Annotated in this window: 20 protein-coding genes, 1 tRNA gene and 2 pseudogenes; 12 read left to right on the forward strand and 11 right to left on the reverse strand. The window is 66.9% G+C overall.

What is annotated here, in order from left to right; all coding sequences use genetic code 11:
* The first annotated feature begins 27 nt into the window (after window positions 1-27).
* Window positions 28-171, forward strand: coding sequence for a hypothetical protein (locus ACV4UZ_RS20160; RefSeq protein WP_491602579.1), 144 nt, complete (start codon window positions 28-30; stop codon window positions 169-171).
* A gap of 3 nt (window positions 172-174) precedes the next feature.
* Here the strand turns inward: ACV4UZ_RS20160 and ACV4UZ_RS20165 are convergent, their stop codons facing one another.
* The gene (locus ACV4UZ_RS20165) at window positions 175-585 is read right to left on the reverse strand and encodes a PAS domain-containing protein (RefSeq protein WP_491602580.1); all 411 of its coding nucleotides are present in this window, start codon (window positions 583-585) and stop codon (window positions 175-177) included.
* 260 nt (window positions 586-845) lie between these two features.
* On the opposite strand from ACV4UZ_RS20165, the gene nifJ reads away from it, so the two are divergent.
* Both nifJ and ACV4UZ_RS20175 read left to right on the forward strand, forming a co-directional pair.
* The gene (gene nifJ, locus ACV4UZ_RS20170; RefSeq protein WP_491602581.1) at window positions 846-4,451 is read left to right on the forward strand and encodes a pyruvate:ferredoxin (flavodoxin) oxidoreductase; all 3,606 of its coding nucleotides are present in this window, start codon (window positions 846-848) and stop codon (window positions 4,449-4,451) included.
* A gap of 213 nt (window positions 4,452-4,664) precedes the next feature.
* Window positions 4,665-5,141 (forward strand): annotated as a pseudogene (locus tag ACV4UZ_RS20175) (transposase family protein); the annotation flags it as partial.
* On the opposite strand, the pseudogene ACV4UZ_RS20180 reads toward ACV4UZ_RS20175, so the two are convergent.
* Window positions 5,105-5,317: pseudogene (locus ACV4UZ_RS20180) on the reverse strand (transposase); the annotation flags it as partial. The pseudogenes ACV4UZ_RS20175 and ACV4UZ_RS20180 sit on opposite strands and share 37 nt — an antisense overlap.
* Window positions 5,318-5,586: 269 nt before the next feature.
* Between ACV4UZ_RS20180 and ACV4UZ_RS20185 the strand changes: the two are divergent.
* Complete coding sequence (locus tag ACV4UZ_RS20185) at window positions 5,587-6,267, forward strand: Abi-alpha family protein (RefSeq protein WP_491602582.1); 681 nt, start codon at window positions 5,587-5,589, stop codon at window positions 6,265-6,267.
* Between the two features lie 165 nt (window positions 6,268-6,432).
* On the opposite strand, the gene ACV4UZ_RS20190 is transcribed toward ACV4UZ_RS20185, so the two are convergent.
* Complete coding sequence (locus ACV4UZ_RS20190; RefSeq protein ID WP_491602583.1) at window positions 6,433-6,825, reverse strand: HEPN domain-containing protein; 393 nt, start codon at window positions 6,823-6,825, stop codon at window positions 6,433-6,435.
* Window positions 6,815-7,150 (reverse strand): nucleotidyltransferase domain-containing protein, encoded by a 336-nt coding sequence (locus tag ACV4UZ_RS20195; RefSeq protein WP_491602584.1) that lies wholly within the window; start codon window positions 7,148-7,150, stop codon window positions 6,815-6,817. Before ACV4UZ_RS20195 ends, ACV4UZ_RS20190 begins: the two co-directional genes overlap by 11 nt.
* 133 nt (window positions 7,151-7,283) lie before the next feature.
* On the opposite strand from ACV4UZ_RS20195, the gene panE reads away from it, so the two are divergent.
* Window positions 7,284-8,204: a 2-dehydropantoate 2-reductase gene (gene panE, locus ACV4UZ_RS20200; protein ID WP_491602585.1), complete on the forward strand. Its 921-nt coding sequence runs from the start codon at window positions 7,284-7,286 to the stop codon at window positions 8,202-8,204.
* A 131-nt stretch (window positions 8,205-8,335) separates the two neighbouring features.
* Here panE and ACV4UZ_RS20205 read toward each other — a convergent pair whose 3' ends face one another.
* Window positions 8,336-9,001, reverse strand: coding sequence for a hypothetical protein (locus tag ACV4UZ_RS20205; RefSeq protein ID WP_491602586.1), 666 nt, complete (start codon window positions 8,999-9,001; stop codon window positions 8,336-8,338).
* A gap of 91 nt (window positions 9,002-9,092) precedes the next feature.
* Here ACV4UZ_RS20205 and murA point away from each other — a divergent pair, with 91 nt between their 5' ends.
* Window positions 9,093-10,391 carry a UDP-N-acetylglucosamine 1-carboxyvinyltransferase gene (murA, locus tag ACV4UZ_RS20210; RefSeq protein ID WP_491602587.1) on the forward strand — a complete coding sequence of 433 codons (1,299 nt, stop codon included), beginning with the start codon at window positions 9,093-9,095 and terminating at the stop codon, window positions 10,389-10,391.
* Window positions 10,392-10,454: 63 nt separating this feature from the next.
* On the opposite strand, the gene ACV4UZ_RS20215 is transcribed toward murA, so the two are convergent.
* On the reverse strand, window positions 10,455-12,683 hold the full coding sequence (locus ACV4UZ_RS20215) for a hypothetical protein (protein ID WP_491602588.1): 2,229 nt from the start codon (window positions 12,681-12,683) through the stop codon (window positions 10,455-10,457).
* A 156-nt stretch (window positions 12,684-12,839) separates the two neighbouring features.
* On the opposite strand from ACV4UZ_RS20215, the gene ACV4UZ_RS20220 reads away from it, so the two are divergent.
* The 4 genes from ACV4UZ_RS20220 (at window position 12,840) to ACV4UZ_RS20235 (ending at window position 16,637) form a co-directional block, all read left to right on the forward strand.
* Window positions 12,840-13,163, forward strand: coding sequence for a hypothetical protein (locus tag ACV4UZ_RS20220; protein WP_491602589.1), 324 nt, complete (start codon window positions 12,840-12,842; stop codon window positions 13,161-13,163).
* A 65-nt stretch (window positions 13,164-13,228) separates the two neighbouring features.
* Window positions 13,229-14,878 carry a peptide ABC transporter substrate-binding protein gene (locus ACV4UZ_RS20225; protein ID WP_491602590.1) on the forward strand — a complete coding sequence of 550 codons (1,650 nt, stop codon included), beginning with the start codon at window positions 13,229-13,231 and terminating at the stop codon, window positions 14,876-14,878.
* Window positions 14,875-15,816 carry an ABC transporter permease gene (locus ACV4UZ_RS20230; protein ID WP_491602591.1) on the forward strand — a complete coding sequence of 314 codons (942 nt, stop codon included), beginning with the start codon at window positions 14,875-14,877 and terminating at the stop codon, window positions 15,814-15,816. Before ACV4UZ_RS20225 ends, ACV4UZ_RS20230 begins: the two co-directional genes overlap by 4 nt.
* Window positions 15,813-16,637, forward strand: coding sequence for an ABC transporter permease (locus ACV4UZ_RS20235; RefSeq protein WP_491602592.1), 825 nt, complete (start codon window positions 15,813-15,815; stop codon window positions 16,635-16,637). The genes ACV4UZ_RS20230 and ACV4UZ_RS20235 overlap by 4 nt, the downstream gene beginning before the upstream one ends.
* A 220-nt stretch (window positions 16,638-16,857) precedes the next feature.
* Here the strand turns inward: ACV4UZ_RS20235 and ACV4UZ_RS20240 are convergent, their stop codons facing one another.
* Window positions 16,858-17,682: a universal stress protein gene (locus ACV4UZ_RS20240; RefSeq protein WP_491602593.1), complete on the reverse strand. Its 825-nt coding sequence runs from the start codon at window positions 17,680-17,682 to the stop codon at window positions 16,858-16,860.
* Window positions 17,683-17,769: 87 nt separating this feature from the next.
* Complete coding sequence (locus ACV4UZ_RS20245) at window positions 17,770-19,140, reverse strand: SPOR domain-containing protein (protein WP_491602594.1); 1,371 nt, start codon at window positions 19,138-19,140, stop codon at window positions 17,770-17,772.
* Between the two features lie 175 nt (window positions 19,141-19,315).
* On the opposite strand from ACV4UZ_RS20245, the gene ACV4UZ_RS20250 reads away from it, so the two are divergent.
* Entirely contained in the window at window positions 19,316-20,851 is a 1,536-nt protein-coding gene (locus ACV4UZ_RS20250; protein ID WP_491602595.1) for a CYTH and CHAD domain-containing protein, read from the forward strand.
* Window positions 20,852-20,863: 12 nt separating this feature from the next.
* On the opposite strand, the gene ACV4UZ_RS20255 is transcribed toward ACV4UZ_RS20250, so the two are convergent.
* From ACV4UZ_RS20255 to ACV4UZ_RS20265, 3 genes are all read right to left on the reverse strand, one after another.
* Window positions 20,864-21,821 (reverse strand): IS630 family transposase gene (locus ACV4UZ_RS20255; protein WP_491599710.1). Its coding sequence is split into 2 segments (ribosomal slippage): window positions 20,864-21,491 and window positions 21,490-21,821, totalling 960 coding nucleotides; the frame shifts between segments, so codons are not numbered across the junction.
* A gap of 193 nt (window positions 21,822-22,014) precedes the next feature.
* The gene (locus ACV4UZ_RS20260) at window positions 22,015-24,435 is read right to left on the reverse strand and encodes a sensor domain-containing protein (RefSeq protein ID WP_491602596.1); all 2,421 of its coding nucleotides are present in this window, start codon (window positions 24,433-24,435) and stop codon (window positions 22,015-22,017) included.
* 143 nt (window positions 24,436-24,578) lie between these two features.
* On the reverse strand, window positions 24,579-24,755 hold the full coding sequence (locus ACV4UZ_RS20265) for a DUF4169 family protein (RefSeq protein WP_491602597.1): 177 nt from the start codon (window positions 24,753-24,755) through the stop codon (window positions 24,579-24,581).
* Window positions 24,756-24,876: 121 nt separating this feature from the next.
* Here ACV4UZ_RS20265 and ACV4UZ_RS20270 point away from each other — a divergent pair.
* A tRNA-Asp gene (locus tag ACV4UZ_RS20270) sits at window positions 24,877-24,953 on the forward strand.
* The last annotated feature ends 247 nt before the right edge of the window (window positions 24,954-25,200 follow it).

Below are 25,200 nucleotides of genomic sequence, written 5' to 3' on the forward strand. Positions count from 1 at the left end.
TGCATTGCAGCAAAAGGAGACGCCGCCGTGCTCGAGGAATGGATTCGCAATGTTCCCCTGACCCTGGTCGAGCGCATCGTCGCCGACCGCAAGGTCCAGGGAACCCCCATCTGGTCGCTGGCCAGCATCGAATTGCTGCGCCGGCGTCAGGCGACACCCCGCGCCGCCTGACGGTCACATGTCGATGACGTGGAGCATGAACTCCATCGGATAGAACATGCCGACCAGCCCGGCGGCCACGCCGCTCTTGTCGTGAAACACCGATTTGAAGAAGACGCCGCGCCGGGTCAGCCCGTCGCCGTACTTCACCGACGAGGCGTAGCACTGGGTGCCGCCCGCCTCCATCAGCCTGATGTCCGCCTCGTGATAGACCTGGGCCAGGTTGGACGGCGCGATCTCGAACACGGTCTTGCCCACCACCTCGTCGTGGCCGAATCCGAGCATCTGGCAGAAATGGCTGTTGCAGCCGAGATAGCGGCCATTCCGATCCTTGAAGAAAATGGGATGGGGAATGACGTCCATCAGCGCCGCCACCATGTCGGTGTCGGTCAGGATATGCCAGGGCGGCGACGGGTTCCCGGACATTATGTTCCCTGCGCGATGACTCTGCCGTCCATCTTCTAGCACCGGCGGCCGGACGCCGGAAGCCCTGCGGGACGGTCTGCATATATAGATGCGGCGCCGCAGAACTTTATTACTTTTTGAGGGGCCGATTCGTAAGGGACTTGCGGACCCGCGAGGCCGCCGTCTATTCTTCCGAGCCTTCCGAAAGCAGGGCGCGGCGCCGATTCGCGCCCGTTTTCCAAGGCCCAAAACGGGCAATGAACTTAGAGAGTGGGAAAGACATGGCAGACAGGGCTTTGATCACGGTCGACGGCAACGAGGCGTGCGCCTCGGTGGCTTACCGGGTCAGCGAGGTGGCGGCGATCTATCCGATCACGCCGTCTTCCACCATGGGCGAACTGGCCGACCAGTGGGCCTCGGAAGGGCGCAAGAACATCTGGGGCGTGGTCCCCGACGTGGCCGAGATGCAGCACGAGGGCGGCGCCGCCGGCGCGGTGCACGGCGCGCTGCAGGCGGGCTCGCTGGCGACCACGTTCACGGCCAGCCAGGGCCTGCTGCTGATGATTCCCAACATGTACAAGATCGCCGGCGAGCTGACGAGCTTCTGCATGCACGTCACGGCGCGCACCGTGGCCACCCACGGCCTGTCCATCTTCGGCGACCATTCCGACGTGATGGCCTGCCGCCAGACCGGCTTCGGGCTGCTGGCCTCGGGCTCGGGCCAGGAAGCCCACGACATGGCGGCCATCGCCCATGCCTCGACGCTGAGGGCCCGGGTGCCGTTCCTGCACTTCTTCGACGGCTTCCGCACCTCGCACGAGGTCACCAAGATCGAGGAGCTGAACGACGAGGACCTGCTGGCCCTGCTGGACGCCGATTCCATCGCGGCGCACCGCGCCCGGGCGCTGTCCCCCGACCATCCGACCCTGCGCGGCACGGCGCAGAACCCGGATACCTTCTTCCAGATGCAGGAGGCCCGCAATCCCTGGTACGAGGCCTGCCCCGGCATCGTGCAGCAGGAGATGGACGCCTTCGCCAAGCTGACGGGCCGCGCCTACAAGCTGTTCGACTATTGCGGCCACCCCGAGGCCGAGCGGGTGGTGATCATCATGGGCTCGGGCGCCGAGACCGTGCACGAGACCGTCACCGCCCTGGCCGCCAAGGGCGAGAAGGTGGGCGTGCTGAAGGTCCGCCTGTTCCGTCCCTTCTCCATCGACGCCTTCGTCTCCGCCCTGCCCACCAGCGTGCGCGCCATCGCCGTTCTGGACCGCTGCAAGGAGCCGGGCGCCATCGGCGAGCCGCTCTATCTCGACGTGCTGGCCGCCCTGGCCGAGGCCAAGGCGACGGGCAACCGCGCCACCGCCGCCGACCCGGTGATCATCGGCGGCCGCTATGGCCTGGCGTCGAAGGAATTCACCCCCGGCATGGCCAAGGCGGTGTTCAACGAACTGGCGAAGGCCAGCCCGAAGCGCCGCTTCACCGTGGGCATCACCGACGACGTCACCCATCTGTCGCTGGAGCCGGACGCGTCGTTCAAGCTGGACCAGCCCAAGGTCAAGAGCGCCGTGTTCTTCGGCCTGGGCGCCGACGGCACGGTGGGCGCCAACAAGAACTCCATCAAGATCATCGCCGAGAACGCCGGCTTCCAGGGCCAGGGTTACTTCGTCTATGACTCGAAGAAGTCGGGCGCCATCACCATCTCGCACCTGCGCTTCTCCCCCGAGCCCATCCAGTCCGCCTATCTGCTGGATTCCGGCGACGCCGACTTCGTGGCCTGCCACCACTTCGTCTTCCTGGACAAGTACGAGGTGCTGCGCTACGCCGCCAAGGGCGCCACCTTCCTGCTGAACTCGCCCTATCCCGCCGACGAGGTGTGGACCCACCTGCCGCGCGAGGTGCAGCAGGAGATCATCGACAAGCAGATCAAGGTGCATGTGATCGACGCCCGCAAGGTGGCCCTGGCCACCGGCATGGGCAACCGCATCAACACCATCATGCAGACCTGCTTCTTCGCGCTGTCCGGCGTGCTGCCCAGGGACGAGGCCATCGGCCACATCAAGAAGGCCATCGAGAAGACCTACGGCCGCAAGTCGGAAAAGCTGGTGGCCAAGAACTTCGAGGCGGTGGACGAGACCCTGCACCACATGCACGAGGTCGCCATCCCGGCCGAAGCCACCTCCAACCGCTCGCTGCCGCCCATCGTGCCCGAGGACTCGCCCGACTTCGTCAAGCGCGTCTCGGCCCTGATGCTGGCCAATCACGGCGATAAGCTGCCCGTCTCCGCCTTCCCGGTGGATGGCGTGTGGCCCACCGGCACCGCCCGCTTCGAACGCCGCAACATCGCCGCCGAAATCCCGGTCTGGGACGAAGGCCCCTGCATCCAGTGCAACAAGTGCGCCCTGGTCTGCCCGCACGCCGCCATCCGCGCCAAGGTGGCCAGCCCGGCCGACATGGCGAACGCGCCCGCCTCGTTCAAGCGCATGGATTATCGCGGCGCCGAGTTCAAGGGCGACGCCTACATCATCCAGGTGGCGCCAGAGGACTGCACCGGCTGCACGCTGTGCGTCAAGGTCTGCCCCGGCAAGGACAAGAAGGACCCCAACCGCCTGGCGCTGCGCATGGAGGCCAAGGACCCGATCCTCGAGACCGAGAAGAAGAACTGGGCGTTCTTCGTCGACCTGCCGGAAGTGAATAAGGAGAAGCTGGGCACGCCCACGGTGAAGACCGCGCAGCTGCTGCAGCCCCTGTTCGAGTTCTCCGGCGCCTGCCTGGGTTGCGGCGAGACTCCTTATATCAAGCTGATGACCCAGCTGTGGGGCGATCGCCTGATGATCGCCAATGCCACCGGCTGCTCGTCCATCTATGGCGGCAACCTGCCCACCACGCCCTACACCCAGAACGCCGAGGGACGCGGCCCCGCCTGGGCCAACTCGCTGTTCGAGGACAATGCCGAGTTCGGCTTCGGCTTCCGCCTGGCGGTAGACCAGCACAAGAACCAGGCCAAGCTGCTGCTGGCCGCGCTGACCACCACCGGCCAGGTGCCGGAGAAGCTGGCCAACGAGATCGCCCACGCGCCCCAGGGCACCGAGGTGGAGATCGCCGTCCAGCGCAACCGCATCCTCGACCTCAGGAAGGTTCTCGCCGGCCTGAAGTCGGCGGAGGCCCGCCAGCTGGAGCAGGTGGCCGATTATCTGGTCGAGAAGGTGGTGTGGATCGTCGGCGGCGACGGCTGGGCCTATGACATCGGCTATGGCGGCCTGGACCACGTCTTCGCCTCGGGCAAGAACGTCAACATCCTGGTCATGGACACCGAGGTTTATTCCAACACCGGCGGCCAGCAATCCAAGGCCACCCCCATCGGCGCCTCGGCCAAGTTCGCCATCGCCGGCAAGACCCTGCCCAAGAAGGATTTGGGCATGATGGCCATGGCCTACGAGGACGTCTACGTCGCCAACGTGGCCTTCGGCTCCAAGGACGTGCAGACCATGCGCGCCTTCCAGGATGCCGTCAGCTATCCCGGCGTCTCGCTGATCGTCGCCTACTCCCACTGCATCGCCCACGGCTACGACCTGGCCCACGGCCTGGACCAGCAGAAGATGGCGGTGGAAGCCGGCTACTGGCCGCTCTACCGCTGGGACCCGCGCAAGATGGGCACCGGCGAAAGCCCGCTCACCCTCGACAGCAAGGAGCCCAACGGCAAGCTGTACGACTTCATGAAGGGCGAGGCCCGCTTCCAGATGGTGGAACGCGCCGACCCCGAGCGGTACCGCCAGCTGGTCGAAAGCGCCGAAAGCCAGCTGCGCCGCCGCTTCGCCATGCTGCGCCGCTTCGCCGGCCTCCCCGACGCCCCGCCGCCGGCGGGCGGGGACAAGGCGGCGGCGGAGTAGGACCGTACTGTCACCCTGAGCCAAGGGCGAAGGGCCTTTCACCAAAGCCGCAGGACGGTGAGTGAAGGGCGCTTCCCCTCGGCCGGGATGACGGATGAGACCGATGGCGGGCTATCGCCCGCACCCATCCGGGGCGATGCCCCGGACCCCCTTTAGATGTTTAGTCCCGGCATTTGATGGTGCATTCTTGTCCACGGAGTGGAAGGAGGCACTATGGGCCAGGTTCTACACGGCAGCGCCACGACGACAGAGGCAGTCCGTCGAGCAATACAAGATAGTCAAGAGAGCCTGAGGGCCCTTGCCAAGCGTTACGGGATCAACCCCAAAACGGTTGCCAAGTGGAAGAAGCGCCGATCCGTCAGCGATCTGCCGACGGGGCCGAAGGAAGCCAAATCCACGGTGCTGAGCATCGAGGAGGAGGCCATCATCGTGGCCTTCCGCCGCCATACCTTGTTGCCGTTGGACGATTGCCTGTACGCCTTACAGGCGACGATCCCGCACCTGACCCGCTCTGCTTTGCATCGTTGCTTGCAGCGCCACGGCATCAGCCGTCTGCCGGAGACTGAGGGTGACAAACCGGCCAAGAAGAAGTTCAAGGCCTATCCCATCGGCTATTTCCACATCGACATTGCCGAGGTGCGGACCGGATGGACTCACATTTCAAGTGCAACACCGAGATCGATGGCTTTTCCGAGGAAAGCCTCAAGCGGAGTTCGATATCCGAGGCACTTTCGCGGGGTGAGGTTGTAGTCCATGGCCAGGTCGTCCAGATCGGCCTGGGAAACTGCCGCGAGATCTGTTTTTCGCGGCAGTCCCCGCCGCATTCGCCCGATGGCGTTCTCGACGCCGCCCTTCTGCCAGGGGCTATGGTGTTCGATGGGGTGTGAGGGGGATTTGTTGATGGATGAAATGGGCTCAGAGTCCATTTCATCCAAACTACCGCGTTGACTGCTTTCAACCCGCTTAGGTTGTTGAATATGCTCATGCGATCTTCTAATATTGTGCCACGCCCTAATTCGCCGCGCCGCCTTTGATAGGCCAGAAGCGGGTATTCAATTGCAAAAGTTGATTGGCTCAGGACAACGCCAATGGTATATGTTTCAAACTAATTTACACTTATTTCGGAGGGCATTCTGTGGAAGCAGAGGCAAAGGCCATACAAGAGGTAGCAAAGAGCACAGGAAAAGCAATAGACGCAGCCCGTGAAGCTGGGATCTTTATTTCAAAATTTATCTCCGGCCCAATTGAGCAGGGAATTGGAATATTTGAAGATAAACTCAAATATATGCGCTGGGAGCGGCAGGTAAGGCTAATGCAACGCGCACAGGAATTTCTCACGAACATCGGACTTAAGGCCCCAACTCGTCAAATTCCATTAAATATTGCGATACCTATATTACAGGGAGCCAGCCTTGAGGAAAATGATGACCTTCAAGACCGATGGGCTATGTTACTTGTCAACGCTGCGAACGCCGATTTTCATGGTGAAATTCGTCGTTCTTACGCGGCAATTCTTGAGCAAATAACACCACTGGATGCATGCCTTCTTGATGTGCTGTACGACTTGCCGTTCGATGAAAGCCAACATCGCGGTATAGCCACCGCCAAACTCCCCATTAGTGCCCATGTTGTGGATGAGAAGGAAAATGAACTACCTCCCCCAAGCGAGGAAATTGTCATTTCGCTCAGCAACCTAGTTCGTCTCGGATGTTTGCGCCCCGGCATGACCTGGGGTGGCGGTGAGATGTTTGGGCGGGTCAACCCCACCATTGCAGGTAAAGCATTTGTAGAAGCCTGCCACCTACGTCGAACCTAATATTCTCACATGGCTCACTTGTTGAGTCCTCTAAAAGGCAGATTCTGCGCAACCTCATGTGCGCTATCAATTCGATAATCCCCACCCCATCAGGTCCAGGAGCCCCGGCTCCTGGTGGGAGCGCGAGGGTAAAACCCTCGCATCCGGCAAAAGCCGCCTTCTCCTTCACCCGATGCGGCGCAGCAGTTCCTCAAGGGCGGCCTCGATTTCCCCGACCCAGCCGTTGATTTCATCAATGGACGGAGGCGGCGGCAGGCCCAGGGGATCATCGACCGGGTAGCGGTAGGCCGTGGCATAGGGGGTGAAGCGGGCCAGCGGCGCCAGCATGGCGGTGAGGGACGACGGCGGCAGCAACCCCACCAAGACACGAATATCGTGGGAATACGGCGCATTGATGCCCGCGCTCACCAGGACGGCCTTGACCAGTTTCTCGGCGGCCTGCTGGCAATGATAGGCGGCTGCTTCCCCGGTGGGTTCGGGGCCGAACAGGCAATTGCGGGCGGCTTTCAGGTCGCGTTCGACCACCGCCAGCCAGGGGCGGACCTCGTCAATGTCCATGGACGAGGCGCCCTTCGGACCAGGCGGCGCGGCTGAGGGTTCCCGGCACCAGCTTCTTGCGTTCGAACACCGAGCGGCGGCAGGGGATCACCTCCACGGCCACGTCGAAGCCGCTGGTGGCCTCGAATGCGTTCAGCATGCTCAATTTCTCGGGCGGCGTGTCGTCGGGCATCACCACGAGCAGGTCGTAATCGCTGTCAGGGCGGTTGGTGCCGCGTGCCCGCGACCCGAACAGATAGACGGCCTCGGGCTGGAGCGCGGGGACGATGCGCTGTAACAGCCTTTCCAGGTTGGGGTCATCCCGCGGATTCAGCGAACCGGCCATTATTCATCCTCCACCGGGGATCATAGCAAAGAAGCGGTCGAAGGGCAGTGGGGAAGACGAGCGCCCCCATCCCCTTGCCCCCCGCCCCCGTCTCCGCTAGCCTCGACGGCACTGGTAATACCGGAGGCGGATGATGCGGATTTTGGTTCTGGGCGCGGGAGCGACGGGGGGGTATTTCGGGGGACGGCTGGCGGAGGCCGGGGCCGATGTGACCTTTCTGGTGCGGCCCAAGCGCGCTCAGTTGCTGGCCGCCAATGGCCTTTCCATCGAGAGCCCGCACGGCGACGCCAAATTCCCGGTCAGGACGGTGACCGCCGATACCCTGTCGGGTCACTGGGACATGGTGCTGCTGTCGTGCAAGGCCTATGACCTGGACGAGTCCATCAAGGCCATCGCGCCGGCGGTGGGGCCGGACTCCACCGTGGTGCCCATCCTGAACGGGCTGGCCCATTACGGTCCGCTGGACGCGGCCTTCGGGGCCGGGCGGGTGATCGGCGGGCTGTGCCACATCTTCTCCACCCTGGGTGCGGACGGGCAGATCCTGCACATGAACACTATCCACCGCATCACCTTCGGCGAGCGGTCGGGGGGCACCTCGGCGCGGACCGAGGCGCTGGCCAGGGCCTTCGCCGGCGCCAAGTGCGAGACCCGCCATTCGCCCGAGATCATGCAGGAGGCCTGGGAGAAGTACGTTCTGCTGGCCCCGCTGGCCGGCATGACCTGTCTGATGCGGGCCAGCGTCGGCACCATCGTGGCGACCGAGGAGGGCGAGGCCTTCACGCGGGAGATGTTCGAGGAATGCGCCGGGGTGGCGTCCCATGCCGGACATGGGCCGCGCCCCGAGGCCCGCGACCTGGCGCTGGGCTTCCTGACCCAGAAGGGCTCGGCCATGACCGCCTCCATGATGCGCGACCTGGAGGCCGGCGGCCCCACCGAGGGCGAGCACATCGTCGGCGACATGGTTCGCCGCGCCCGCGCCGCCGGGCTGGCCGCTCCCATGCTGCGCACCGCCCTGGCCCATCTGCAGGCCTATGAGATCAGGCGGAAGGGGTAAGCTTTTCTAAAACCTGTCATTCCGAGCGTATGCGAGGAATCTCCGCCTGGCACGATGGTGCCGGTTCTGAAACACCGTGCCAGAACGAGATCCTTCCTCCCGTTGGTCGTCAGGATGACAGATCGAATAGATCAGCAATCGGCGTACCAGCGGGTGAAGAAGGTGTCGTCGCCTTCTTCACGCAGCCCCATGGTGGGGGCACCGCTGTCGTCGATCAGGCCCATCTCGTGCAGCCAGCGCACCACCTTGCGGAAATGGGCGAGGTTGTGGAGGCTGCTGCCGCCTTCCAGCCAGTTCTGCTCGAGGAAGGCCAGCACGGCGGGCTGGCCCAGTTCGGCCTCCCACAGGATGCCGAGCAGGGAGCACAGCCCCTCCTCCACGTCGCGCTCGGGCAGGAACAGCGACTGCACCGCGTCGGCCTCGGCCTTGCGCCCCGTCTCCGGCCCGGCGCCCAGGCCGAAATCCAGCACAGTGCGGCGCTGGGGCGAGGACAGCTGGTAATGGGCCACCTCGTGGATCAGCACGCTGGGCTCCAGATGCACCGCCACCGCCTCGCCATCCCAGGTGAAGTGCTCCTGGGGGCTCATCTCCAGGATCTTGAAGCCGAAGCGGCGGCACAGCTCCACCGCCTCCTTCCGGTGCTGGGGCTCGGTGGACAGCGTCAGCAGATCGTCCTCGGGCACCAGGGCGGTGACGCGGCGGAACACGGCGAGCGCCAGCGGATCAATGGCCAGGGCCGCTTCGAATTCGCATTTCAGCCGGGCGAAGCCGGTATGGTCGATGGGTGTCAGAATCATGGGAGCGGTTTTAGTCGCGGACCTTGACCTTGGCAAGGGGGGGCGCTAAAGGGGGCCTTCCGTTTCCCCCTCGCGCTCTCAAGGACCAAGCATGGACAGGATCCGCATCATCGGCGGGACGCCGCTCAAGGGCACCATCACCATCGGCGGCGCCAAGAACGCCGCCCTGGCGCTGATGCCCGCCTGCCTGCTGACCGGGGAGACCCTGGCGCTGTCCAACCTGCCCCATCTGGTGGACATCACCACCATGGCCAATCTGCTGGCCCAGCACGGGGTGACGATGGCGCTGAACGGCCATGCCTCCAACGGCGGCCATACAGGACGGGTGCTGGAGCTGACCGCCGCCACCATCGGCAACACCACCGCGCCCTACGATCTGGTGCGCAAGATGCGCGCCAGCGTGCTGGTGCTGGGGCCGCTGCTGGCCCGCTGCGGCGAGGCCCGCGTGTCGCTTCCCGGCGGCTGCGCCATCGGCACCCGTCCGGTGGATCTGCACCTGAAGGCCCTGGAGCAGATGGGCGCCAGGATCGAGCTGGACGGCGGCTACATCGTGGCGTCCGTCAAGGGCCGCCTCAAGGGCGCCCACATCATCTTCCCGCAGGTCACCGTGGGTGGCACCGAGAACATCCTGATGGCCGCCACCCTGGCCGAGGGCGAGACGGTGATCGCCAACGCGGCGCGCGAGCCCGAGATCACCGATCTGGCCGAGTGCCTGGTGGCCATGGGCGCCCACATCGAGGGCATCGGCACCGGCACCCTGAAGGTCCGGGGCGTGGAAAGCCTGCACGGCGCCGAGTACTCGGTGGTGCCCGACCGCATCGAGACCGGCACCTACGCCGTGGCCGCCGCCATCACCAGGGGCGACATCGAGCTGGTGGGCGCCCGCTTCGACCTGATGGAATCCGTCAACAAGGTGCTGACCGAGTGCGGCGTCCAGGTGGAGGAGACTCCGCGCGGCATGCGGGTGCGCGCCGACCAGGGCGAGATCACCGGCGTCGACATCATGACCGAGCCCTATCCCGGCTTCCCCACCGACATGCAGGCCCAGCTGATGGCGCTGATGTCCACGGCCCATGGCGCCTCCATGATCACCGAGACCATCTTCGAGAACCGCTTCATGCACGTTCCCGAGATGACCCGCATGGGAGCGCGCATCAACGTCCACGGCTCGTCGGCCATCGTGCGCGGCACGCCCAGGCTGTCGGGCGCCCAGGTGATGGCCACCGACCTGCGCGCCTCGGTGTCGCTGGTCCTCGCCGCCCTGGCCGCCGAGGGCGAGACCATCGTCAACCGCGTCTACCACCTGGACCGCGGCTACGAGCGGGTCGAGGAAAAGCTGGCCGCCTGCGGCGCGAAAATCGAGCGCCTCAAGGACGGCGTGGCGGAGTAATTCGGAGCGCGGGCGTTCCGCCCGCTTTCTTGGGGGCGGGCGGGACGCCCGCGCTCCCCCCCCCTATTTGTGCACCAAGGCCACCAGCTTGGCGATCCAGCCCAGCTTCCAGGCCAGGACCAGCGCCGCCACCACGACACCCGCGAACACCACGGAACGCCACGGCGGCTCCTTCTGGGCGTAGGGGTCCTTCAGCGAGCGCTGGGCGCCGTCGGGCAGCTTGGCGAGGTGGGTCAGCGCCGTGCCGAACGGGATGTTGATGCGGGCGTGGGTGTTCACCGCCCAGCCGTTGGCGTCGAGGATCGGCCCCAGATGCCGCTGGTGCAGCTTGAACGAGGCGATGATCATGCTGGGTCCCGACACCGCCAGCACCGCGCCCAGCAGGGCCAGGGGGATCTGCCACCACGGCAGGGCCAGGAAGCCGGTCACCACCGAGGCCAGCGCCGTACCGATGGCGCCTACCGCCAGACCCAGGGCGGCGAAGATGCCGGCGAAGCGGCCCGCGTCGAAGGGAGCCGGCGGCGCGGCCGGGGCGGCAACAGCCGGCGCGGCGGCGGGAGCGGCCGGAGCCGGAGCGGGCTTGGCGCCCGGCAGCGGAATCTTCGGCGTCACCGCCAGGGCGGCGGCCTGGTCGTCGGCGGCCTTGGCCCGGGCGGCGGCCATCTTCTCCACCGTCTGGGCGATGATCTTGCCCACCTTCTTGTAGGGCGCCCAGAACGACTGGCGGATGCTGATGGGATGATCGACGATGTGGACGATGGTGGCGTCCCAATCGCCGCCCTTGCGGTCATAGAACACGCCGTTGCGCCCGACCATCAGCTGGTCGGAATCGCCATCGGTGACGGCGGCGGCGATGTACATCTTCTCGCCGTCCTCGGCGCCCCTGCGCCGGCACTCGCAATAGACCAGATAGATGCGGCTGAGCGTGGCGATCACCGCATGCTTGGCCGGGTCCTCCACCCTGACGCACAGGTCGCACGAGCGGCCGTCGATGAACAGGGTGCCCGCCTGGAACACCGCCTTGTGCTTCCTGGTGTAGAAGTCGCGGAAAGCCACGAAATTGTTCAGCAACACCGCCAGATCGCGGCAGCAGCGCAGCAGCTTGTCCACGGAATCGATGGCCTTGGCCTCGGCCTCCAGCGCCAGGTCCTGGCCGATCAGGCTCTCGATCGCCGCCCGGGCGTCCATGGCCAGGATGGCCCGGATCCGCTCGGTGCCCAATCCCGCCACCGGCCCCTCGGGCATGTCCTTGGCCCAGGCGGCCCGGGCGGCGAACCGCTCCTTGATCGCCGCCCAGTCCTGGGCCGACAGGGTGTCGCGCTCGCCCAGCAGCGGCACCACCACCTCGGCCCTGAAGCGGGACATGGCCGCGCCCCAGGCCGGATTGAGCCCGGCCCCCAGCGGCAGGTCGGCGCCGGCGGTCACGCCGGCCAGGGGGAATTCGGCCAGGACGGGCGAGTCCGGCGACAGCAATTGCCCGGCCAGCGCCGCCCAATCCTCCTCCGAGCGGTTGAGCGGTCCGGCGGCGCGGCCGTCGAAGGCGGCGAGCGCGCAGCGGGTGAACCAGTCGTCCAGCTTGGCCGCCACCAATGCCACCGCCTCGGCGGCATGCCCGGATTCGCCGGCCACCGGATTGAGGGCCGGATCGGCGTCGGCCTTGGCCGCCCAGTCGGCATGGGCCTGGGCGGCCTCGAAGAAGGCCTTCACCTTGTCCATGTTGATTCCGGGCAGCCCGCCGCGATCGGTCTCGCCGCCCAGGCAGGCGATGATGTCCTCGATCACCGAGCGAAGCGCGGGGTCATCGACGATCTCGGCCGGCACGATGCCGTCGCCGTTGAAATCGTTGGCGGCGAAAACCTCCTGCACGCCGGCCACCTCGGCCAGGGTGATGGTGTCGGAATCGGCCTTGCCGCTTTTGGCCAGGATGCGCCGGGCGGCGGCCAGCACGGCGCGGCCCTCGGGCTTGGCATCGTCGATCTCGGCGAGCGGAAGCGCATCCTCGCGCCGCAGCAGCAGGTCGGGCTGCTTCAGGAGATTGCCGGCCCATTCCACCACCGCGATGACCTCGCCGGCGCGAATGCGGCCGTCCTTGTCGGCATCGATGATGTCCAGCGTGCGCTGGTCCAGCTCGATGCCCCGGGTCGGGCAGGAGAGCGCCGCCCACAGCTTCTGGTCCAGCGAGCCCAGGCTCATCAGCGCCCGGCCGGTGTCGAGCCGCACCTGGTCGAAGCCGCCCGCCCGGAAGAACTTCCACTGCATCGGATTCTGGGTGTTGCCGCTGTCGTCGCCCATGCCCGCCCCCTGGAGTTGAACGTTTCCATCATGCCCGAAGCGGGGACGGAGGCAAGCGTTACACTCTGTTACCCCTGCCCGTCCGCCGGACATCCGCCCGTTACCTTCGCATGATCTAATACACCCATGAGCGGGAATGAGTGACAGGAGGCAATCATGAAGACCATCCTCAAGACTCTCGCCGCCTTCGCCCTGGCCGCCTTCGTCGCCTCGTGCGCGGCCCAGGCCGCCGACCCGTCCCCGACGCCGCAGACCTGGGGTCCCGGCTGGCGCCATGAACAGATGCTGAAGGCCCAGAAGGACGGCACGTTCGTTCCGGGTCAGGGTCCCGGTTACGGCCGTGGCATGTGGGGCGGTGGCCCCGGTTATGGGCGCGGCATGATGGCGGCGGCCATCGGCCCGGACGGCAAGATCGACCCGGCCAAGCTGCCCGTCGATTGTCCGATGCGTCAGAGCCTGATCCAGGCGCCGGCCAAGTAGCGACGAAATGCGCGAAGCCCCGCCCCCGGCTTGACTCTCGGGGGCGGGGCTTCGATTCTAGGGGAATGTTCAAGCGCCTCGCCCCCCTGCTCGTCTCGACCCTGCTGGCCGCCCCGGCCTGGGCCAAGGACGAGCTTTCCATCGGGATTACCCAGTATCCCGCGACGCTCAACCCCTCCATCGAGTCCATGCTGGCCAAGACCTACGTCCTGGCCTTCGCCCATCGCCCCATCACCGCCTACGATTCCTCGTGGCAGCTGACCTGCCTCTTGTGCGAACAGCTGCCGACCATCGAGAACGGACTGGCCAGGGTGGAGACCCTGGAGGGCGGCAAGAAGGGCATCGCCGCCACCTACACCCTGCGCGCCGACGCCAGATGGGCCGACGGCACGCCGGTTTCCACCGACGACGTGGTGTTCAGCTGGGAAGTGGGGCGCCATCCCCAGTCCGGCGTGGCGGCGGCCGAGCTGTTCCGCCGCATCACCCGCGTCGAGGTCAAGGACAGGCGGACCTTCACCCTGCACGTGGACAAGCTGACCTTCGACTACAACGCCATCAACGATCTGCGCCTGCTGCCCGCCCACGTGGAGCGGAAACGCTTCGAGGCGGCGCCCGCCGAGTACCGCAACCGCACCGCCTACGACCAGGAGTCCACCAATCCCGGCCTTTATAACGGTCCCTACCGGATCAGCGCCGTGGTTCAGGGCAGCCACGTGGTGCTGGAGCCCAACGCCCATTGGGGCGGGACCAAACCGGCGTTCAAGCGCATCGTGGTCAAGGCCATCGAGAACACCGCCTCGCTGGAGGCCAACCTGCTGTCGGGCGGCATCGACATGATCGCCGGCGAGCTGGGCCTGCCGCTGGAGCAGGCGCTGGCCTTCGAGAAGCGCCACGGCGCCCGCTTCGCGGTGATCACCCGGCCCAGCCTGTCCTACGAGCATCTGGACCTCAACCTGTCCTCGCCCCTGCTGTCCGAGCCGAAGGTCCGCCGCGCCCTGCTGCTGGGGCTTGACCGCGAAACCATCTCGCGCCAGCTGTTCGAGGGCCGCCAGACCGTCGCCCAATCCATGGTGCCGCCGCTGGACTGGGTCTACGCCGCCGACCTGCCCAAGGCCGCCTTCGACCCGGCCCGCGCCAACCAGTTGCTGGACGAGGCCGGGTGGATGGCCGGACCCGGCGGAATCCGTGTCAATCAACGGGGCGAGCGCCTGTCGCTGGAGCTGGTCACCACCGCCGGCAACCGTTCGCGCGAACTGGTGGCCCAGGTGATGCAGGCCCAGTGGAAGAAGATCGGCGTCGATCTCCGGATCAAGACCGAACCGCCGCGCGTCATGTTCGGCGACACGGTGACCCGGCGCAAATTCCCCCACATGGCGCTGTTCGCCTGGTACTCGGCCCCCGAAAGCGTGCCGCGCTCGACCCTGCACTCCGCCATGATCCCCCACGCGGCCAACAACTGGTCGGGCCAGAACTACACCGGCTATGCCAGCCCCGCCATGGACAGGCTGATCGATGCCGTCGAGGTGGAGCTGGACAAGGACAAGCGCAAGGTCCTGTGGCGCGACGTCCAGGCCCTTTACGCCGCCGACCTGCCGGCGCTGCCGCTGTTCTTCAAGTCGGATTCCTTCATCCTGCCCAAGGCGCTGAAGGGGGTGCGGCCCACCGGCCACCAGGACCCCTCCCCCTATTGGGCCGAGCACTGGCGGTGGGAGTGACCGCAAGACTGATACAGTCGGCCCTCGTCCTGCTGGCCATGTCCTTCGTGGTCTACGGCCTGATGGGCCTGATGCCCGGCGACCCCATCGACCTGATGATCGCCGGCGACCCGCGCATGAGTTCCGAGGACGCGCTCAGGCTCAAGACGCTTTACGGCCTCGACCGGCCATGGACCGAGCGCTGGCTGCGCTGGCTGGGGCAATTGCTCCAGGGCGAGCTCGGCTATTCCCGCCTCTACGCCCGCCCGGTGGCCGAGGCCATGGCCCCGGCGCTGGGCAACAGCGCGCTGCTGATGCTGTCGGCCATGATCCTGTCCCTGTCCATCGCCATTCCGCTCGGCATCCTCGCCTCGCTCCGGCCCGGCGGCCCGCTGGACCGGCTGGTCAACCTGCTGGCCTTCGCCTCGGTGTCGGTGCCGGTGTTCTGGCTGGGGCTGATGCTGATCGTGGTGTTCGCCGTGTCGCTGGGCTGGCTGCCCGCCGGTGGAGTGGAGACGGTGGGCGGCGGCGGGCTGGCCGACAGGCTGCGCCACATGATCCTGCCGGTCTCCGCCCTGGCGCTGGCCGGCATCGGTCAGGCGGCGCGGCACATGCGGGCCGCCATGATCAACGAGGCCGCCGCCGACTACATCCGCACGGCACGGGCCAAGGGCTGCGGCCCCGCCCGGGTGGTGCTGGGCCATCAGTTGCGCAACGCCCTGCTGCCCATCACCACCATCGTGGCGCTGGAATTCGGCGGATTGTTCTCCGGCGCGCTGATCACCGAGACGGTGTTCGCCTGGCCCGGCATGGGCCGCCTGATCTACGAGGCGGTGATGGGCAACGACTTCAATCTCGCCCTGTCGGGGCTGCTGCTGGCCACCGCCATGACCCTGGCGGGCTCGGTCCTCGCCGACCTGGCCTATGGCCGCCTCGACCCCCGGATCGGCCGGCCATGAGGGCGGGCGCCGCCATCCTACTGCTGCTGCTGGCCGCCGTGCTGGCCGCCCCGTGGGGACTGCCCGCCCCCGAAGCCATGGACCTTGCCCTGCGCTTCGATCCGCCGTCCCCGGCCCATCTTCTGGGCACCGACGATCTGGGCCGCGACATCGCCGCCCGCCTCGCCCAGGGCGGTCTGGTGTCTCTGGGAGTCGCCGCAATCACCGCCCTGATGGCGGCGCTGATCGGCACCACCATCGGGCTGCTGGCCGGCTATCACGGCGGCTGGGCCGATTCCGTGCTGATGCGCCTCACCGACGGGGTGATGTCGCTGCCGCTGCTGCCCTTGCTGATCGTCATGGCCGCCGCCGACCCCGCCAAGCTGGGCGTGCCGCCCGGCGTGACCGAATCCGAGATCTTCGCCATGCTGCGCCCCGCCCTGATCATCGCCTGCATCGCCTGGACCGGCGTGGCCCGGCTGGTGCGCGCCGCCACCCTGTCGGTGCGCACCCGCGACTATGTCCGCGCCGCCGAGGCCATGGGCGCCCGCCCCGGGCGCGTCATGCTGCGCCACATCCTGCCCAACGTCGCCTCGCCCATCGTGGTGGCCACCACGCTGTCGGTGGGCAACATCATCCTGATCGAAAGCGCGCTGTCCTTCCTGGGGCTCGGCATCCGCCCGCCGCTGGCATCGTGGGGCAACATGCTGACCGGAGCCATGGACGTGGTGTGGAGCGCCCCGCTGCTGGCCTTCTGGCCGGGCATCGCCATCTTCGCCACCGTTCTGGGGTTCAACCTGCTGGGCGACGGGCTGCAGCGGGCGCTGGACCCGAAAGGGTGAAATCATGGGCTGCCCTCTATCGTCGTCCCGGCCTTGAGCCGGGACCCAGGGGTCACAAACGACGATGCTTACGGAAGCCCCCCCTGGACCCCGGCTCAAGGCCGGGGTGACGGAAGTGGGAGATAGATTCAGCAAACCCCAAAATTCTCAATATAAAGAGAGGGTTCGGGAGGCATGCCTCCCGATGGGGCCGGGGCAAAGCCCCGCTTCCCCGTCCCCCTCAGTGGCTGAACAGCACCGGCACGGTCATGCACTCCAGCATGTGGCGGGTGGCGCCGCCCAGCACCATCTCGCGCAGGCGCGACCGGCCGTAGCCGCCCATGACCAGCAGGTCCACGTCCTCGTCGGCGGCGCGCGACAGCAGCATCTCGCCCACGTTGAGGTCGTCGGAGGCCACGTGCTCGCACACGGCGTTGACGCCGTGGCGCGACAGGTGCAGGCAGATGTCGGCGCCGGGAATATCGCCGTGCCCGGCCATGCCGTGGCCGGGATTGATGGCGATGACGTGGACGGTCTGGGCGCCGGCCAGCAGCGGCAAGGCGTCGTGGACGGCGCGGGTGGCTTCCCGCCCGCCGTTCCAGGCCACCATCACCCGGCGTCCCAGGGTGGGGAAGCGTCCGGCGAAAGGCACCACCAGCACCGGGCGGCCCACCGCCATGATCAGCTCGTCGGCCAGGCGCGGAGACTCCGACTGGGGCTCGGACTGGCCGATGACCGCCAGGTCGGCGTAACGGGCGTGCAGCGCCAGTGTCTCGGCCCGCGGGCCGGTGACGTCGCGCCACTCCCGCGTCACGCCGGCCCCCGCCTCGAAGGCGGCGACCATGGCCTCGACCCGCCGGGCGGCATCGGCATCGGCGGCGGCCCCGATCTGGTTGAGGTCGCCGCCGAACTGGGCGGTGACGTGGGAGGGCAGAATGGCCTGATCGCGGATGTTGAGGGTGATCAGATGGGCCTGGAAGCGGGCGGCGATGCCGGCCGCCAGCTCGAGACGGACCCGGGCACGCGGGTGATCGTCCACATGAACCAGGATGTCCTTGTAGGTCATGACCGCCCCCCGAAATGTTCGCGACGGACTCATCTTAGACCCAACCGGGGGTGGGGGCCAAATCACTCCGTGTATTGCAGCCCCCAGCTAATAGCTGGTCGCCTCGCAGGACTGGCGATGGAGCTTCAGCACCTTGCACAGCTTGGTGGCGTCGGCGCGGGTCTTCATGGGGCCGGCGACGATGCGCCAGCGGGTACCCCGCTCGCCCTGGTCGATCTTGGGGAAGGTTGCGCTGACGGGTCCCAGTTCCTCGGGGAACTTGGCCTTGATCTTCTCCCAGGTGTCGCGCGCCGCCTCCTCGGTCTTGGCGGTGCCCAGGCTGATTCCGGGCGTGCCGCCCCCCGCCGACGACTTGGCCGCCGAGCCGTTGGCGCTTCCCTGGCGCAGGCCGCTGGCGGTGCCCGACACCGGCTGCTTGGCCAGCTGGGTGTCCAGCACCTTCTCGACGGCGGCCTTCTCGCGCTTGGCCTCCTCGGCGGAGACCAGATTGGCGGCGCGCAGGCGCTCGACCCGGCCGACGGCGGTAGCAGCCTCCATCACGTCCTTGGGCGGCAGCACCGGCAGGTCCACCTTGCGCGGCTCGGCCGGCAGCAGGGCGTCGAGAATGGCCAGACGCTCGGCGCCGTGCTCGGCCGGCGACAGGGCTCGGCTTTCCAGCGCCACGGCCAAGGCGCGCAGGCGGTCCACCACCTGCTCCTCGGTGGGACCGGGACGCTCCAGACCCTGGGCCGGGGGCAGCTTGGAGGAATAGGGCAGCAAGGCCCCGAGATTGGTGCTGCGCCGCCGGGCATGTTCGTCGGGGGTGATCAGCCCTTCGTCCAGCAGGCGCCGCAGGACACGGAAACGGGTGGCGACGTTGGTTTCCGCCTGGGTCGCGCCCCGCGTCGCCATGGCGGAAGACGGCATGCTTCCCGGCTCGCCCAGCGGTTCGGCGGCGACCATGCCGCGTCCGGCCCCCTGAGGGGGCATGGGCTCGAATTGCTGCGGGGTGACGTCCGAAGGCCGGCCCGAGCGCAGCGCCGAGCCGGCGACGCTGCGGCCCAGCATCTTGTCCACCACCAGCAGGTTGGCCTGGGCCACGTCGATCAGCGAGCGCACCTGCGGCCCGCCCTGGGACGGCGCGGTGATGGTCACCTGCGGCCGGTTGGCGATGATCACCTCGTAATACTGGCGCGCCAGGTCGTAGCGTCCGGTGGCCTGATAGACCATGCCGGCGGTGTAAAGGGCATAGGGGTCCTTGGGGTTGCGGCGAAGCGCCCCGATGGCCAGGCGCTCGGCGGTGCCGTATTCGCCCCGGGTCAGCGCGGTCATGGCGCGTTCGCTGGAATCGTCGTCGAGCAGGGGAGACTTCATCACGGCATCGGTGAAGCCGCGCGGGTCGTTGATCACGCCGCACCCGGCCAGCACCGCCGCCAGCGACACGGCCAGGACGCCCCGGCGCAATCCTTTGATGCTCATCGACCTCGTCCCCCAAGATGGCACGATCATCCGCCCCTCCCGAACTCTCACATCGGGCTGGACGGGACAAGACCTTTTCAGTCCTGCCGCCATAATGCGTCAATGAAGGTTCACACTTTGCTAATGGCCGGATGGCCGCCGGCTGGTATAATCGACCCATGATCCGGGGGAGTGCATGGCCGACCTGAGCGGAGACAGCCGGGAAATCGAGTTGAAGCTGGCGCTGACGCCCGAGGACATGGCCCGCATCGCGGCGCGCCCCTGCCTGACCGTGGGGCGGCTGGGCGATCCGGTCTCCCGGCATCTCGCCTCCACCTATTACGACACGCCCGATTTCGTCCTGGCCGCCCAGGGCATCGCCCTCAGGGTGCGCCGCACCGGTTCGGGCTTCGTCCAGACGGTGAAGACCGCCGGCACGGCGGTGACCGGCCTGTTCGACCGCGACGAGTGGGAGGTGCCGGTGTCCGGCTCCGAGCCCGATGCCGAGCAATTGCGCCTCACCGGCCTGGCCGTCTTCGCCGAGGGGAATCTGGCCGAACGCCTGTCGCCCGTCTTCGCCACCGAGGTGGAGCGCACCACCCTGCGCCTGGGCGGCGAGGGCTGGGAGGTGGAAGTGGCGCTGGACCGGGGCGCGGTGATCGCCGGCGACCGCCGGGAAGAGATCTGTGAACTGGAACTGGAACTGGCGGGCGGCACCCCCCTTCATCTGTTCCGGCTGGCCGCCCGCATTCTCGACGAGGCGGCGGCCCGCCCCCTCTGCCTGACCAAGTCGGAACGGGGCTACCGTCTGGCGGCGGGCAAGACCGTGGCGATCGTCAAGGCCAAGGCGCCTGTCCTCGCCCCCGACCTTACGGCGGCGGAGGCCTTCCAGGCCATCGTCCGGGCCTGCCTCGAGCACCTGATGCTCAACGAGCGCTGCCTGCTGGCCACCGGGGCGGGCGAGGCGGTCCACCAGATGCGGGTGGCCATGCGCCGCCTGCGCTCGGCCATCAAGGTCTTCAGGAGGATCGCCGACGGCCCGGAGCTGGAGCGGGTGAAGGACGATCTGCGCTGGCTGCTGGCCCATCTGGGGCCGGCCCGCGACGCCGAGGTGTTCCTGTCGGAAATCGTCGAGCCGGTGCTGGCCGCCCACCCGCACGATGCCGGCCTGGCCGCCCTGCACGCCCATTGGCGCAAGGACCGCGAGACCAAGCTGGCCGTGGCGCTGACCGCCGTGCGCTCGCGGCGCTACGCCGCCATGATCCTCAACCTGGGGCGCTGGGCGGAAACCGGCGACTGGCTGGAGCCGCGCAAGCGCCTGGCCGAACCCGTCGGCGCCTTCGCCGCCCGCCGGGTGGACAAGGCGGTGCGCCGCCTGCTGAAGGAAGGGGGCGACAGCCTGTCCCGGCTGTCGCCCGAACATCAGCACGCGGTGCGCATCCGCTGCAAGCAGGTACGCTATGCCGGCGAATTCTTCGCCTCGCTGGTACCACGCAAGACCACCAAGCTCTTCCTGGCCGAGCTGTCGCAGCTGCAGGACGTCCTGGGCCAGCTCAACGACATCGCCGTGGCCGGACCCAAGCTGTCGGGACGGGGCGCCGAGACCGGCTCGTCACGCGCCGCCGGCCTGGTCGCCGGCTGGCACCAGAGCCGCCGCGCCACCCTGCTGGCCGAAGCGGACAAGGCCTGGAAGCGCTGGCGCGCCATGCCGGTACCCTGGGACGAGAAATAGAGCGGCGTGCGTTTAATCTGAAACATACCCGGCTTCCCTGAGGTAGTTCCAGCATTCGTCTGGGGTGTAGAGATCGCAGATATTGCCGACGGCCTTCCAGAGGTCGTCGATGGTGCGCGCGCCGATCCGTCGGAGATGAGCCTTGAGTTTGGCAAAGGCCATCTCGATTGGGTTTAGGTCTGGGCTGTATGGGGGTAGGAACAGGAACCAGGCGCCTCTCTCCTTGAGGATGGCCTTGGCCTTCTCGCTTTTATGGCTGGAGAGGTTGTCGAGGATGACGACGTCGCCCGGCTGGAGCGTCGGGGCCAGTTGGGTCTCGACGTAGACCTCGAAGGTTTGTCGGTTCATGGGGCCGTTTATGATCCAGGGTGCCGTCAGACCGTCACAGCGCAAGGCGGCGATGAAGGTTTGGGTTCCCCAGTGGCCGAATGGCGCGCGGGCCTTGAACCGTTGCCCTCGCGGTGCCCGTCCCCGCAACCGGGTCATCTTGGTGGTGGTGGCGGTCTCGTCGATGAACGCCAGCCGGTGAGGCTCCTGGCACATCCGGGGCTGGCGGTGGCTCAGCCAGGTCCGGCGCTCCGCCACCACATCATCGCGACCGGCTTCGGTGGCCAGCAGCGTTTTTTTTGACGCTGAAGCCTTGCCCGATCAGAAACCGCGAGAGTGACGCCGGGTGGGCCGTGACGCCGCATTCGGCCTTCAGCTTGGCCGCCAGTTCCGGCATCGTGATGTCGCCTTGCGCCTCCACCCAGCCGGTCAGAAGAGCGGCAAAGGCCGCCAGCTTACCACCGCCCGGCGGACGGCCTTGCCGCAAGGGCTCCAACGAACCCGTCGCCGCCATCCGTTGTGCAAGACGGACGCTGGTCGCGGCGCTCACTCCAAAATGCCGAGCCGCCGCTCGCCGCGATTCGCCGTGTTCGATCTTACCGTAAACACGGACCCGAAGATCTGATGATAGCCATTTGCCCATGATCCACCTCCAATGAGGTTGAATCACTTTTTCGCCTACAAGGGAATCCCCTGCGATTCAGATTTCAGGTCCGATGCTCTAGACGGCGGGAAGGAAGCGGGCGGGACGCCCGCGCTCCAAACACATCTTTCTCGGAGCGCGGGCGTCCCGCCCGCAGGCCACCTCGGAGCGCGGGCGTCCCGCCCGCAGGCCCCTACCGGAACACCCGATCCAGCAAGGGCGCGATCTCCGCCGCCGGAACGGGGCGGCTGAACAGATAGCCCTGGGCGATGTCGCAGCCGATGATGGCCAGATGGGCCAGTTGCTCGGGTGTCTCCACCCCCTCGGCGATGACCTTGAGCCCCAGGCCCGAGGCCATGGCGACGATGGTTTCCACCAGCACCTTGCGTTCCTGGCGCTCCAGCATGCCGATCATGAACGAGCGGTCGATCTTCAGGGTATCGAAGGGAAAGCGCTCGAGATAGCTGAGCGAGGAATAGCCGGTGCCGAAATCGTCGATGGACAACAGGATGCCCATGTCGGTCAGGGTGCGCAGCAGGACGTCCACGTCGCCGCGCTCGGTCAGCAGCAGGCCCTCGGTGATTTCCAGTTCCAGATTGGTGGGCGGCAGCCCGGATTCGGCCAGGGCGGCGCGCACGTCGTCGAGGAAACCGGCATCCTGGAACTGGCGCGGCGAGACGTTGATGCACAGCCTGAGATCGGAATGCCCCGCCTCCACCCAGCGCCGCGCGTCGCGGCAGGCGGTGCGCAGCACCATCCGGCCGATGGCGACGATCACGCCGCTGGTCTCGGCCTGGGGAATGAAGCGGTCGGGCGGCACGTTGCCCAGTTCGGGATTGGACCAGCGCAGCAGCACCTCGACCCCCACGGCGCGGCCGGTGCGGACCTCGACCAGGGGCTGATAGGCCAGGTGGAACTGGTCGGTGCCGACGGCGCGGCGCAGTTCGCCCTCCATGCGCAGCCGGGCCTCCGCCTCCTCGTTCATGCGGCTGGTGAAGAAGCAGAAACGGTTCCGGCCGGCCAGCTTGGCCTGATACATGGCGATGTCGGCGTTGCGCAGCAGGGTCTGCTGGGTACGGCCGTCCTCGGGATAGATGGCCAGCCCGATGCTGGCGGTGGCCACCAGATCGCGGCGGCTGATGGCGAAGGGATGGGAAAAGCGTTCGATGATCCCCGACGCCACGACGCGCGCCGCCTCGCCGTCCTGAAGATCGCCCATGATCACCAGGAATTCGTCGCCGCCGAAGCGGGCGACGGTTCCCAGCGTTCCGGCCGCCTGCCGCAGGCGTTCGGAGGCCAGCACCAGCAGTTCGTCACCGTATTCGTGGCCGAGGGAATCGTTGATGGCCTTGAACTCGTCCAGATCGACGAACAGCAGGGCCACCTTGCGTCCGCGATCGCGGGCCTGGTCGATTTCGTGGCCGAGACGGTCCAGCGCCTGCACCCGGTTGGGCAGATCGGTCAGGCCGTCGAACAGCGCCTGGTGCTGGAGCTTGCGCTCCTGCTCCTTGCGGATGGTGATGTCCTCGATCTGCAGCAGGTAGTGGGGAACATCCTCGCCCGGCGTCGCCACCTTGGAGGCGTAGACGTCCTGCCACTGGTATTTGCCGTCCCGGCGCCGGACCCGGATCTCGCCCCGCCAGTCCCCCTGCGACAGCAGGGCTTGCCAGAGTTCGCGCAGCACGCCCTTGGCGTCGCCGGGATAAAGGGCCGCCAGGGGCTTGCCGACCACCTCGGACACGGCATGCCCGGTGATGGCGGCGTGGGCGGAGTTGACGTATTGCACCATGCCGTCGCCGCCCACCACCGCCACCGCCACCGGGCTCTGCTCCACCGCCTGGGAGAGCAGGCTGACGCGGGCCTCGACCCTCTTGCTCTGGGTCAGGTCGCGGATGGAGGTGACGCGCACCGACTTCTCCCCCATCCAGCTGTGCTTGGAGTGGATTTCCATGGGAAAGACCGAACCGTCCCTGCGGACGCCGCGCACCTCGTAGGGCGCCTCGTATTGCTGGGCCACCATGCTCTTGGCGAGCGGGATGTCGCGCGGATCGATCACGTCCCACGCCCACATGGTCAGCAATTCCTCGCGCGGGTAGGCGAACAGGACCTCGAAGGCCTTGTTCATGTCGATGATCTTGCCCTGGAAATGGATGCAGATGGCCTCGGTCGCCACGTCGGACAGCCGGCGGAAGCGATCCTCGCTGTCCTCCAGGGTCTTGCGGGTCTGCCAGATTTCGGTGATGTCGCGGATGGCGCCATTGATGCCGGCGAAGCGGCCGTCCGCGTCATAATGGGCGCTGGCGTAGATGGCCGCCCAGATGGAAGCCCCGTCCTTGCGGCGCATCTCCACCTCGGCCCGCACGGCGCGGCCGCGCGCCTGGCGGATGCGCTCGACGATATCCAGGCGCTCCTCCGGACGGAGATAGAGACGGACGGCCTCGGTTCCGACAAGCTCCCCGGCGGAAAAGCCGAACACGGCGGCGGCGTTGGGAGAGACCCAGACGAAACGGCCACGGGCGTCGATGCTGTAGAGCACGTCGGGCAGATCGTTGAGCAGCGCGGCACGCAACGCGGCAGGTATCCGCGCATCGTCGGGTTCGAATTCCCGTGCCATCCGACCTCCCGCTCTCCGGCACACTTTGGCGTGCCTTGTCTTTATGGGACCCACTCTTTATTGGAGAATTTCAGATCATCTACAGAATGACACCTTACCATGAAACATGCATTTTCATAATATCTATTCCCCGGACCCGGGGATCACTCGTCGAGTTTCTTGCCGTCGAGGTCCCTGGACAGCTTTTCCTCCTCGCGCCGCGCCGCCTCCTTTTCCTGACGGGTCCGGCCGAAGCGGACGCGGTTGGTCTTGGCCGTCTCCTCGGCCTCGACCTTGGCGCGGGCCTTGCGCACCTTGTTGAGATTGACGATCTCCGCCATGGCCACCTCCCTTGAACCTTGCCCGATCACTCTAGAAGCCGCCCAGCGGGCTGTCGAATCGCATCGGCGAAAAAACAGGCTTGCGCCCCCCGGATTCGACTGCTATATCACCGGCCCTCGCGCGGGTGTAGCTCAGTTGGTCAGAGCGCCGGCCTGTCACGCCGGAGGTCGCGGGTTCGAGCCCCGTCACTCGCGCCATTCCTCTTCCCGAGGAACAGCATCGCAAACGCCGGTCCCCAGGGACCGGCGTTTTGCGTTTGCGATCACCGCTTTCATTGCACAAATATTCATCAGTGCAAAATATTGCCCATAAATAAGGCCAATACACCTCTCGCCGCGGCCCCGCCCCGGAATGGTGCCGAAATTATAGACACCTGCCTTCCACGTCTGTCCATTTAATCACCACACGCGGAATGCCCAAACGGGCATCACTCGCCAATGCATT

This window comes from Paramagnetospirillum sp. (genome assembly GCF_058402745.1).

What these genes read in the sequence shown, in the direction of transcription:
- ACV4UZ_RS20165 (WP_491602580.1), bottom strand. Translation starts at nt 585, where the DNA reads ATGTCCGGGAACCCGTCGCCGCCCTGGCATATCCTGACCGACACCGAC.
- nifJ (WP_491602581.1), top strand. Translation starts at nt 846, where the DNA reads ATGGCAGACAGGGCTTTGATCACGGTCGACGGCAACGAGGCGTGCGCC.
- ACV4UZ_RS20190 (WP_491602583.1), bottom strand. Translation starts at nt 6,825, where the DNA reads ATGGACATTGACGAGGTCCGCCCCTGGCTGGCGGTGGTCGAACGCGAC.
- ACV4UZ_RS20195 (WP_491602584.1), bottom strand. Translation starts at nt 7,150, where the DNA reads ATGGCCGGTTCGCTGAATCCGCGGGATGACCCCAACCTGGAAAGGCTG.
- panE (WP_491602585.1), top strand. Translation starts at nt 7,284, where the DNA reads ATGCGGATTTTGGTTCTGGGCGCGGGAGCGACGGGGGGGTATTTCGGG.
- ACV4UZ_RS20205 (WP_491602586.1), bottom strand. Translation starts at nt 9,001, where the DNA reads ATGATTCTGACACCCATCGACCATACCGGCTTCGCCCGGCTGAAATGC.
- murA (WP_491602587.1), top strand. Translation starts at nt 9,093, where the DNA reads ATGGACAGGATCCGCATCATCGGCGGGACGCCGCTCAAGGGCACCATC.
- ACV4UZ_RS20215 (WP_491602588.1), bottom strand. Translation starts at nt 12,683, where the DNA reads ATGGGCGACGACAGCGGCAACACCCAGAATCCGATGCAGTGGAAGTTC.
- ACV4UZ_RS20220 (WP_491602589.1), top strand. Translation starts at nt 12,840, where the DNA reads ATGAAGACCATCCTCAAGACTCTCGCCGCCTTCGCCCTGGCCGCCTTC.
- ACV4UZ_RS20225 (WP_491602590.1), top strand. Translation starts at nt 13,229, where the DNA reads ATGTTCAAGCGCCTCGCCCCCCTGCTCGTCTCGACCCTGCTGGCCGCC.
- ACV4UZ_RS20235 (WP_491602592.1), top strand. Translation starts at nt 15,813, where the DNA reads ATGAGGGCGGGCGCCGCCATCCTACTGCTGCTGCTGGCCGCCGTGCTG.
- ACV4UZ_RS20240 (WP_491602593.1), bottom strand. Translation starts at nt 17,682, where the DNA reads ATGACCTACAAGGACATCCTGGTTCATGTGGACGATCACCCGCGTGCC.
- ACV4UZ_RS20245 (WP_491602594.1), bottom strand. Translation starts at nt 19,140, where the DNA reads ATGAGCATCAAAGGATTGCGCCGGGGCGTCCTGGCCGTGTCGCTGGCG.
- ACV4UZ_RS20250 (WP_491602595.1), top strand. Translation starts at nt 19,316, where the DNA reads ATGGCCGACCTGAGCGGAGACAGCCGGGAAATCGAGTTGAAGCTGGCG.
- ACV4UZ_RS20260 (WP_491602596.1), bottom strand. Translation starts at nt 24,435, where the DNA reads ATGGCACGGGAATTCGAACCCGACGATGCGCGGATACCTGCCGCGTTG.
- ACV4UZ_RS20265 (WP_491602597.1), bottom strand. Translation starts at nt 24,755, where the DNA reads ATGGCGGAGATCGTCAATCTCAACAAGGTGCGCAAGGCCCGCGCCAAG.